Raw genomic sequence first — 247 nt, 5'->3', positions numbered from 1 at the left:
CCCGATGGGTGCGGCGGTTCATGCAGCGGCTGCGGTATGTAAAGATTATTCCCCAGCTTTAATGTTTTGCCCAAGGCCCTGATTTGGGTCTTTCTTTTTGTCGGAACCAGATCCTGCGGTCTCTGGGAACAAGGAGGAGACTAATCTTGTCGCAGTTTACCCCCATGATTGAGCAATATTTGGAGATAAAAAAACAACACCAGGACGCTATCCTTTTTTTCCGCCTGGGGGATTTTTACGAGATGTT

The 247-nt window shown here is 47.8% G+C and carries 1 protein-coding gene; it reads left to right on the top strand.

All coding sequences use genetic code 11. The annotated features are described in order from the left end of the window. Positions 1 to 164 precede the first annotated feature (164 nt). The coding region (locus tag B2633_RS10605) for a MutS N-terminal domain-containing protein (RefSeq protein WP_483170611.1) at positions 165 to 247 on the top strand (83 nt) is incomplete at its 3' end.

Origin of the sequence: Syntrophomonas sp. UBA1041, from assembly GCF_002316705.1 — a bacterium.
In the GTDB taxonomy this organism is placed as follows: Bacteria; Bacillota; Syntrophomonadia; order Syntrophomonadales; family Syntrophomonadaceae; genus DTU019.
Note: the sequence above shows the minus strand (reverse complement) of the source record. Positions and strands in the feature narration are given on the sequence as shown.